Source organism: Niveispirillum cyanobacteriorum (assembly GCF_002868735.1).
Taxonomy (GTDB): domain Bacteria; phylum Pseudomonadota; class Alphaproteobacteria; order Azospirillales; family Azospirillaceae; genus Niveispirillum; species Niveispirillum cyanobacteriorum.
Window position 1 is genome coordinate 556,425 of the sequence record NZ_CP025612.1, and the last position, 9,588, is coordinate 566,012.

At 68.1% G+C, this 9,588-nt stretch carries 3 protein-coding genes and 1 pseudogene; 3 read left to right on the forward strand and 1 reads right to left on the reverse strand.

Features of this window, described 5'->3' with window-relative positions; all coding sequences use genetic code 11:
- Positions 1–2: 2 nt before the first annotated feature.
- On the reverse strand, positions 3–8,582 hold the full coding sequence (locus C0V82_RS18320; protein WP_102113876.1) for a beta strand repeat-containing protein: 8,580 nt from the start codon (positions 8,580–8,582) through the stop codon (positions 3–5).
- Positions 8,583–8,620: 38 nt separating this feature from the next.
- Between C0V82_RS18320 and tnpA (C0V82_RS27960) the strand changes: the two are divergent.
- The 3 genes and pseudogenes from tnpA (C0V82_RS27960) to tnpB form a co-directional block, all read left to right on the forward strand.
- A pseudogene (gene tnpA, locus C0V82_RS27960) lies at positions 8,621–8,770 on the forward strand (IS66 family insertion sequence element accessory protein TnpA); the annotation flags it as partial.
- A gap of 60 nt (positions 8,771–8,830) precedes the next feature.
- Complete coding sequence (gene tnpA, locus C0V82_RS27965) at positions 8,831–9,220, forward strand: IS66-like element accessory protein TnpA (protein ID WP_425438276.1); 390 nt, start codon at positions 8,831–8,833, stop codon at positions 9,218–9,220.
- Positions 9,217–9,570, forward strand: coding sequence for an IS66 family insertion sequence element accessory protein TnpB (tnpB, locus tag C0V82_RS18330; protein WP_102111201.1), 354 nt, complete (start codon positions 9,217–9,219; stop codon positions 9,568–9,570). Before tnpA (C0V82_RS27965) ends, tnpB begins: the two co-directional genes overlap by 4 nt.
- The last annotated feature ends 18 nt before the right edge of the window (positions 9,571–9,588 follow it).

Consider the following 9,588-nt stretch of genomic DNA (forward strand, 5'->3'; position numbering starts at 1 on the left):
GATCAGGTTCCAGTAGGGTCCAGGCGATGAAGTGGATCGTTGGACGGGTCGATAGTGGAACTTCCTCCATCATGCCCGAATGGATCGGTCACGTGTAGCCCATCCGAAAGCAGTGCCCCATCAAGGCCACCCGTATCGGAACCGCCGATGTCTGGCATCGGTGCGGCCATCATGGCGGCCATGGCCGATCCGCCATTGCCCATGTCATGATGCAGATCATGGTGGCCCGCCGGGATCACCGCACCCGCCTGATCATAAAGATCAATGGTGATATCCCGTATTCCGCCCTCCGATCCGGGTTCCAGCGACAGGCTGCGCAGCACGGACTGATAGACCGACGCATCCGCCGTACCTGACAGGATCAGCGTATGGCTGGTGCCGTTGAAGCCGCCGTCCAGCAGTTCGATATTGGTGCTGGCGATCATTACCTTGCCCGTGGCCGTCGTCTCCAGATGCAGACCTGCCAGCGACAGGCTGTCGCCCTGATGGAAGTCCAGCGGATCCAGGCTGATGATGGCTCGTGACACGCTTTGCCCACCCAGCAGGGACAGGTCCATGCCAGCTGCGATCAGAATATCGTCGGACAGGGCGCCCGTATCGGCAGTCATGGCGACGGACAGGTTCGCCGATAGCGATGTCCGGCTGTTATCTGACCCTTCCACCGCCTTGGCGGTGACAGTCAGGTTGACGGTGCCGCTGCTGCCATCGGGGGCCAGCAGCGATAGGTTGGTCAGGTCGCCCGGCGCCAGCGTCCAGGTGCCGTCATGATTGTCCGTCCCAGCGGACAGCAGGCCCCCCACCGGCACGCCGGCGATGGTGACATGCAGCGCCTCCGACCCATCCAGATCGGTCAGCGCTGACTGGATGTTCAGCGGGATGCCATGGCCGGAAACGCCTACTGCGGCGGCAACATTCAGGCTGGGCATATCCGCTACTGGTAGCACGGTGACATGCAGTTGCGCGGTGACGCTGCTGTCGATGCCGGCCAGACCGGTCACCTTGGCCGTGACACCCAGGTTGAAATCGGCGTCGCTGTTGGCCGGCGGCGTCAGCTTCAACCCGGTCAGCTGTGCCGCCGTCAAGGTCCAGGTGCCATTGCCATTGTTTGTGCCCGCCGACAGGCTGGCACCGGTCGGCACACCCGTGACCGTGACGGATACGACCCCACCCACGCCCAACGCATCGGTGGCGATGCGCAGATCCAGGGGTACGGCCACATCCTCCCGGGTGGTGACATCCAGTGCTGCCAGATGGATGGCAGGCGTTGCTCCCTGTACCTGTAGGTTCACGGAAGAGCTGACCTGGGCGATGGAGCCGCTGCCAGCCTCTTCCGCGCGGGCCGTGACCGACAGGGTCAGGTTGCCTGAAACAGTATCCGGCAGCTTCAGGGACAGGCCCGACAGCTGTGCCGCCGTGACGGTCCAGGTGCCGTTGCCGTTGTTGGTGCCCGCTGACAGAGTGGCCCCCGCCGGAAGATTGCCGATGGTGACGGTCAACGTCTCTGACCCGTCGGTATCGACCAGCGCACTGTTCAGGTTCAAGGCCACCGTCGCCCCCTGCTGCACCGACAGGGTTGATGTCGGCACGGTCAGGGTGGGCGTGTCGGCCACACCTGCCACCGCGACGGACAGGTTGCCACTGACGCTGACCGCGTTGGCCGTGCCATCCTTCGCCGTGGCGGAGACACCCAGGGTCAGAGTGCCCGAATAATCCGCCGGCGGGGTGATGGTCAGTCCCGACAGATCCGCCGCCGTCAGCGACCAGACACCCCCACCCAGGGAGGCGCCATGGTTCAGCGTAGCGCCCGCCGGCACACCGGTGATCTGAATGCCGCTGATGCTTTCCGATCCGTCCGTGTCGCCCAACGCCACCCCGACATTCAGGGCGATGGCGCTGCCTTCGCTGCCGCTGGCCTTGGCCAAGGTGAGGATGGGCGTATCGGTCATGGGCGCAATGGTGGCCGAAACGCTCTTGAGGTTCAGGTTGTAATTTCCCTCTAACTCAGAGGCGACGGCCCCAACCTGGAAATTGATGGTGCCGCTGAAATTGGCGGGTGGGTTCAGTTTTAGCCCCACCGCCTCTGCCGCCGTCACCGACCAGGTGCCCGTGCCGGCATTGTAGCGGCCCGCCGACAGAGTGGTCCCCGCCGGCAACCCCTTCACCACGAAGGACAGGGCTTCCGATCCGTCCAGATCGCCCAGCACACCACTCAGCGACAGGGCCACGGCCTGATCTTCCGTTCCGGCAGCGGCAGAAAAGGTGACGGTCGGCAGATCGGCCACGCCCTCGACATTGACGTTCAGCAGGCCGATCTGCGTGGTGATGCCCAGGACCTTCACTGATATGCCCAACTGGAAATCACTGCTGTCGTTGGTTGGCGGCGTGATCTTCAGCGTGGACAGCAGGCTTTGCCCCACGGTCCAGGTGCCATCGGCATTCTTGGTGCCCGCTGAAAGCGTCGCCCCCGCCGGCACGCCGCCGATAGTGACGCTCAACGCGCCCAGCAGGTTGAGGCTGACTAGACTGGTGCCGATGGTGATCGACGTATCCTCCAGCCCGTTAATGGCCGGAAGCAGCAGACCGGTTAGCACCTGCGCCACCTGTGCCGCCACGCTGACATTCAGCGTCTGCGACACCGAATTGGTTGATCCGCCCGCTGTGCTGGACTGTGCCGTCACAGTGATGGGCAGGTTGCCATTGAAATTCAGGGGCGGCGTGATGGTCAGGCCGGTCAGCTGACCGGGCAGGACAGTCCAGGAACCGTCGCCATTATTCACCCCCGCTGATAGACGTGCCCCGTTGGGGATGCCGGACAGCAGGTAGGTCAGGCTCTCCGAACCTCCCAGATCCGAAAGGGCACCTGAGATGGTCAGCGGGATGGCTGCGTGATAGGCGCCCGCCACATTGGCAACGGCCAGCGTCGGCAGATCCGCCGCCGCGCTCATCTGCACGGCCAGACTACCATTCACGGTCAGCGCATTAGCACCGGCCCCGACGCCGAAGGAGACGGACAGGTTGAAGTTCTGGCTGTAATTGGCGGGCGGAATCAGCTGCAGCCCTGTCAGATCGGCTAGGCTCAGCAGATAGGACCCGTTGGCCTGCACGGTCCCATGGTTCAGCGTGGCCCCCACCGGCAGACCCGTCACCAGCACCGTGTTGACATCACCGGCCAGCGCCACCGTCGACAGGCCGGGCAGAAGGTTCAGGGATATCGGCTGATCCTCCACCCCCAGCGTGGTTCCCAGGCTGACCGACAGGTCGGCATGTCCCAGGTTCGGCGCACCCAGGGCGGGTGCCACGGTGACAGCCAGGAAACCGCTGACGTTGGCCTGACTGCCGCTGAGGCTTTCCGTTGCAATAGCCTTAACCGCCAGGTTGAGCGTACCGCTGTAACTCTGGGCCGGTGTGAGGGTCAGCCCCGTGAGATCACCCTGCGACAAGGACCAGGTGGTGCTGCCATCGGCTGCCACGGCGGCAACCATGCCATGGTTCAGCACAGCGCCGGACGGCACGCCGCTGATAGTGACAGACAGCCGCTCCGATCCGTCCAGATCGGTCAGCACAGGGGCAATTACCAGCGGAATGGCGGCGTTGGCCAGCCCCGCCGCCGGCGTCAGCACCAGCGTCGGGGTATCGGCCACGCCGGTCACGCTGACGGGCAAGGATACGGTCGTCGTGGCCAGGGAACCGCCGACATTTTCCGTTGCTGTGGCCGTGATGCTCAGGTTGAAACTGCCACTGAAATTGGCGGGCGGTGTGACGGTCAGGCCCGCCAGCTGCCCGGCCTGCAGCACATACCCGACACCGGGCACCAGGGTCCCGGCGGACAGGGTGGCCCCCGCCGGTAGCCCTGACACGGTGTAGGCCAGGGTCTCCGACCCATCCAGATCGCGCACCTGACCCAGGATGTTCAGGGCGATGGGCTGGTCTTCCATGCCCAGGGCCGGCAGTACAGCCAGGGTGGGTGCATCCGCCAGCGGGGCGATAGTCACCGACAGATTGCCACTGATCCGCGTTGTGGTGCTGTCAACAGAGGCTGACGCCGTCACCGTCAGGTTCAGCGTGCCGCTATAGTCTGCGGGCGGTGTGAGCTTGAGGCCGGTGAGCTGCGCGGCGGTCAGCGACCAGCTGCCATCGGCATTCTTGGTGCCGGCGGACAGGCTGGCGCCCGCAGGCAGGCCGGTGATGGTGACGGAGAGAACCTCACCCGTGGCGGCCCCCACCAGCCCTGCGGCGATGGAGAGCGACACCGGCTGATCCTCCAGCCCGATCGCGGGTGCCAGGGCCAGGGTGGGGGCGTCGGCGACGGGGGTGACCGTGACGGCCAGATGGCCGGACGTGCTGACCGAGGCGCCACCGACGCTGGCGGTTGCGGTGACGGTGAGGTCGATGGAACCGCTATAGTCTGCGGGCGGTGTGAGCTTGAGGCCGGTGAGCTGCGCGGCGGTGAGCGACCAGCTGCCATCGGCATTCTTGGTGCCGGCGGACAGGCTGGCGCCCGCGGGCAGGCCGGTGATGGTGACGGAGAGAACCTCACCCGTGGCGGCCCCCACCAGCCCTGCGGCGATGGAGAGGGAGACGGGCTGATCCTCCAGCCCGATGGCGGGTGCCAGGGCCAGGGTGGGGGCGTCGGCGACGGGGGTGACCGTGACGGCCAGATGGCCGGACGTGCTGACCGAGGCGCCACCGACGCTGGCGGTTGCGGTAACGGTGAGGTCGATGGACCCGCTATAATCGGCGGGCGGTGTGAGCTTGAGGCCGGTGAGCTGTGCGGCGGTCAGCGACCAGCTGCCATCGGCATTCTTGGTGCCGGCGGACAGGCTGGCGCCCGCAGGCAGGCCGGTGATGGTGACGGAGAGAACCTCACCCGTGGCGGCCCCCACCAGCCCTGCGGCGATGGAGAGGGAGACGGGCTGATCCTCCAGCCCGATGGCGGGTGCCAGGGCCAGGGTGGGGGCGTCGGCGACGGGGGTGACCGTGACGGCCAGATGGCCGGACGTGCTGACCGAGGCGCCACCGACGCTGGCGGTTGCGGTGACGGTGAGGTCGATGGAACCGCTATAGTCTGCGGGCGGTGTGAGCTTGAGGCCGGTGAGCTGCGCGGCGGTCAGCGACCAGCTGCCATCGGCATTCTTGGTGCCGGCGGACAGGCTGGCGCCCGCAGGCAGGCCGGTGATGGTGACGGAGAGAACCTCACCCGTGGCGGCCCCCACCAGCCCTGCGGCGATGGAGAGGGAGACGGGCTGATCCTCCAGCCCGATGGCGGGTGCCAGGGCCAGGGTGGGGGCGTCGGCGACGGGGGTGACCGTGACGGCCAGATGGCCGGACGTGCTGACCGAGGCGCCACCGACGCTGGCGGTTGCGGTGACGGTGAGGTCGATGGAACCGCTATAGTCTGCGGGCGGTGTGAGCTTGAGGCCGGTGAGCTGCGCGGCGGTCAGCGACCAGCTGCCATCGGCATTCTTGGTGCCGGCGGACAGGCTGGCGCCCGCAGGCAGGCCGGTGATGGTGACGGAGAGAACCTCACCCGTGGCGGCCCCCACCAGCCCTGCGGCGATGGAGAGGGAGACGGGCTGATCCTCCAGCCCGATGGCGGGTGCCAGGGCCAGGGTGGGGGCGTCGGCGACGGGGGTGACCGTGACGGCCAGATGGCCGGACGTGCTGACCGAGGCGCCACCGACGCTGGCGGTTGCGGTAACGGTGAGGTCGATGGACCCGCTATAGTCTGCGGGCGGTGTGAGCTTGAGGCCGGTGAGCTGCGCGGCGGTCAGCGACCAGCTGCCATCGGCATTCTTGGTGCCGGCGGACAGGCTGGCGCCCGCAGGCAGGCCGGTGATGGTGACGGAGAGAACCTCACCCGTGGCGGCCCCCACCAGCCCTGCGGCGATGGAGAGGGAGACGGGCTGATCCTCCAGCCCGATGGCGGGTGCCAGGGCCAGGGTGGGGGCGTCGGCGACGGGGGTGACCGTGACGGCCAGATGGCCGGACGTGCTGACCGAGGCGCCACCGACGCTGGCGGTTGCGGTGACGGTGAGGTCGATGGAACCGCTATAGTCTGCGGGCGGTGTGAGCTTGAGGCCGGTGAGCTGCGCGGCGGTCAGCGACCAGCTGCCATCGGCATTCTTGGTGCCGGCGGACAGGCTGGCGCCCGCAGGCAGGCCGGTGATGGTGACGGAGAGAACCTCACCCGTGGCGGCCCCCACCAGCCCTGCGGCGATGGAGAGGGAGACGGGCTGATCCTCCAGCCCGATGGCGGGTGCCAGGGCCAGGGTGGGGGCGTCGGCGACGGGGGTGACCGTGACGGCCAGATGGCCGGACGTGCTGACCGAGGCGCCACCGACGCTGGCGGTTGCGGTAACGGTGAGGTCGATGGACCCGCTATAGTCTGCGGGCGGTGTGAGCTTGAGGCCGGTGAGCTGCGCGGCGGTCAGCGACCAGCTGCCATCGGCATTCTTGGTGCCGGCGGACAGGCTGGCGCCCGCAGGCAGGCCGGTGATGGTGACGGAGAGAACCTCACCCGTGGCGGCCCCCACCAGCCCTGCGGCGATGGAGAGGGAGACGGGCTGATCCTCCAGCCCGATGGCGGGTGCCAGGGCCAGGGTGGGGGCGTCGGCGACGGGGGTGACCGTGACGGCCAGATGGCCGGACGTGCTGACCGAGGCGCCACCGACGCTGGCGGTTGCGGTGACGGTGAGGTCGATGGAACCGCTATAGTCTGCGGGCGGTGTGAGCTTGAGGCCGGTGAGCTGCGCGGCGGTCAGCGACCAGCTGCCATCGGCATTCTTGGTGCCGGCGGACAGGCTGGCGCCCGCGGGCAGGCCGGTGATGGTGACGGAGAGAACCTCACCCGTGGCGGCCCCCGCCAGCCCTGCGGCGATGGAGAGCGACACCGGCTGATCCTCCAGCCCGATCGCGGGTGCCAGGGCCAGGGTGGGGGCGTCGGCGACGGGGGTGACCGTGACGGCCAGATGGCCGGACGTGCTGACCGAGGCGCCACCGACGCTGGCGGTTGCGGTGACGGTGAGGTCGATGGAACCGCTATAGTCTGCGGGCGGTGTGAGCTTGAGGCCGGTGAGCTGCGCGGCGGTCAGCGACCAGCTGCCATCGGCATTCTTGGTGCCGGCGGACAGGCTGGCGCCCGCGGGCAGGCCGGTGATGGTGACGGAGAGAACCTCACCCGTGGCGGCCCCCGCCAGCCCTGCGGCGATGGAGAGCGACACCGGCTGATCCTCCAGCCCGATCGCGGGTGCCAGGGCCAGGGTGGGGGCGTCGGCGACGGGGGTGACCGTGACGGCCAGATGGCCGGACGTGCTGACCGAGGCGCCGCCGACGCTGGCGGTTGCGGTGACGGTGAGGTCGATGGAACCGCTATAATCGGCGGGCGGTGTGAGCTTGAGGCCGGTGAGCTGTGCGGCGGTCAGCGACCAGCTGCCATCGGCATTCTTGGTGCCGGCGGACAGGCTGGCACCCGCGGGCAGGCCGGTGATGGTGACGGAGAGAACCTCACCCGTGGCGGCCCCCACCAGCCCTGCGGCGATGGAGAGGGAGACGGGCTGATCCTCCAGCCCGATGGCGGGTGCCAGGGCCAGGGTGGGGGCGTCGGCGACGGGGGTGACCGTGACGGCCAGATGGCCGGACGTGCTGACCGAGGCGCCACCGACGCTGGCGGTTGCCGTGACGGTGAGGTCGATGGACCCGCTATAATCGGCGGGCGGTGTGAGCTTGAGGCCGGTGAGCTGTGCGGCGGTCAGCGACCAGCTGCCATCGGCATTCTTGGTGCCGGCGGACAGGCTGGCACCCGCGGGCAGGCCGGTGATGGTGACGGAGAGAACCTCACCCGTGGCGGCCCCCACCAGCCCTGCGGCGATGGAGAGGGAGACGGGCTGATCCTCCAGCCCGATCGCCGAAGAGATTGTCAATGAGGGGGCAGACAGACCTGCCCCGGTGCTGCCGTTGTTGGTTCCAGTGCCCGTCTCGGAGCCGGTTGAGCCTGTGCCGCCGGTGTTAGAGCCAGTGCCCGTGTCGGTGCCGGTCGAGCCGGTGCTTCCGGTGTTAGTGCCGGTGCCCGTCTCGGTACCGGTCGAGCCGGTGCCGCCGGTGTTGGAGCCGGTACCCGTCTCGGTACCGGTCGAGCCGGTGCTGCCGGTGTTGGAGCCGGAGCCCGTCCCGGAACCGGTGGAACCCGTGCCACCAGTATTGGAACCTGTACCCGTCTCGGTACCGGTGGGGCCGGTGCCGCCACTGTTAGAGCCAGTGCCCGTCTCGGTACCGGTGGGGCCGGTGCCGCCGGTATTGGAGCCTGTACCCGTCTCGGTGCCGGTGGGGCCGGTGCCGCCGGTATTGGAGCCTGTACCCGTCTCGATGCCGGTAGAGCCGGAGCCACCAGTGTTAGAGCCAGTGCCCGTCTCGGTACCGGTGGGGCCGGTGTTGCCAGTGTTGGAGCCAGTGCTCGTCTCGGTACCGGTTGCGCCGGTGCTGCCGGTGTTGGAGCCGGTGCTCGTCTCAGTACCGGTGGAACCAGTGCCACCAGTGTTGGAACGTAAGCGGGTTCTGACGACACGTACTGCTGGTCGCGGGTTCATGAAATATTCCGCTGGTCAATGATCAGCGGAGGTTTGCGGTGGCGAGATCGGATCGCGAGGCTTTTTGGCGGCCGCACGTCGCGGCGTGGCGGCAAAGCGGAACGTCGTTGGCTGACTATGCCGCGGCGCACGGGATCGGCCGGTGGGCGCTGGGGCGCTGGTCGCGCCGGCTGGCGGCTTCGGATGGGGAGAGCGCTCCGGGTCATAGGGATGGTCCTGGTGCTGTCCCTATGACGGCGAGCGCTCCGATGGTGATGGAGGTGCTGACGGCGTCGCCCCACCGGCGCCGCTGGTCGGAACCCGAGAAACAGCGGCTCGTCGCCGAGACCTTCGAGCCGGGCATGAGCGTATCGCTGGTGGCCCGACGGCGCGGTGTCGATCCCAGTCTGCTGTTCCGCTGGCGCCGCCGCCTGGTCGGCCCGGCCGATCCGCTGCCCGTCTTTGCACCGGTGGAGGTGGCCCGCGGGGAGCCGACCCCGCCCCCGGCGGTGACTCCGGTGCCAACAGGGGGTGGGCTGATCGAGATCGAGTTGGCCGGCGGGCTCCGGCTCCGGGTTGACCAGCACGTCGACGCCGACGCGCTGCGCCGGGTGCTGGGGGTGCTGGGGGTGCTGGGGGTTCTGGAGGGGCCGCGATGATCTCCCTTCCGGCCGGAGTGCGGATCTATCTCGCCTTGGAGCCCTGCGACATGCGCCGGGGGTTCGACGGGCTGGCGCTGATGGTGCAGCAGAGCCTGGGCAAGGACCCGTTCGCCGGGCATCTCTACATATTCCGAGGCAAAGGTGCTGGAAGATTGAAAATCCTCTACGCTGACCAGAACGGCATGTGCCTGTTTGCCAAGCGGCTGGAGCGGGGGCGGTTCGTTTGGCCAATGACCCGCACGCCGGGCGGCAGTGTGGTGCTGACGCCGGCGGAATTGTCGCTGCTGCTCGAAGGGCTGGAATGGCGGCAGACCTTGCCTGCGCGGGGCCCGTCGGTTGCCGGGTAACGGGCCGAAAAAATGAGG

Coding starts and splice junctions, on each gene's coding strand:
- C0V82_RS18320 (WP_102113876.1), bottom strand. CDS start 8,582: ATGAACCCGCGACCAGCAGTACGTGTCGTCAGAACCCGCTTACGTTCC.
- tnpA (WP_425438276.1), top strand. CDS start 8,831: ATGGTGATGGAGGTGCTGACGGCGTCGCCCCACCGGCGCCGCTGGTCG.
- tnpB (WP_102111201.1), top strand. CDS start 9,217: ATGATCTCCCTTCCGGCCGGAGTGCGGATCTATCTCGCCTTGGAGCCC.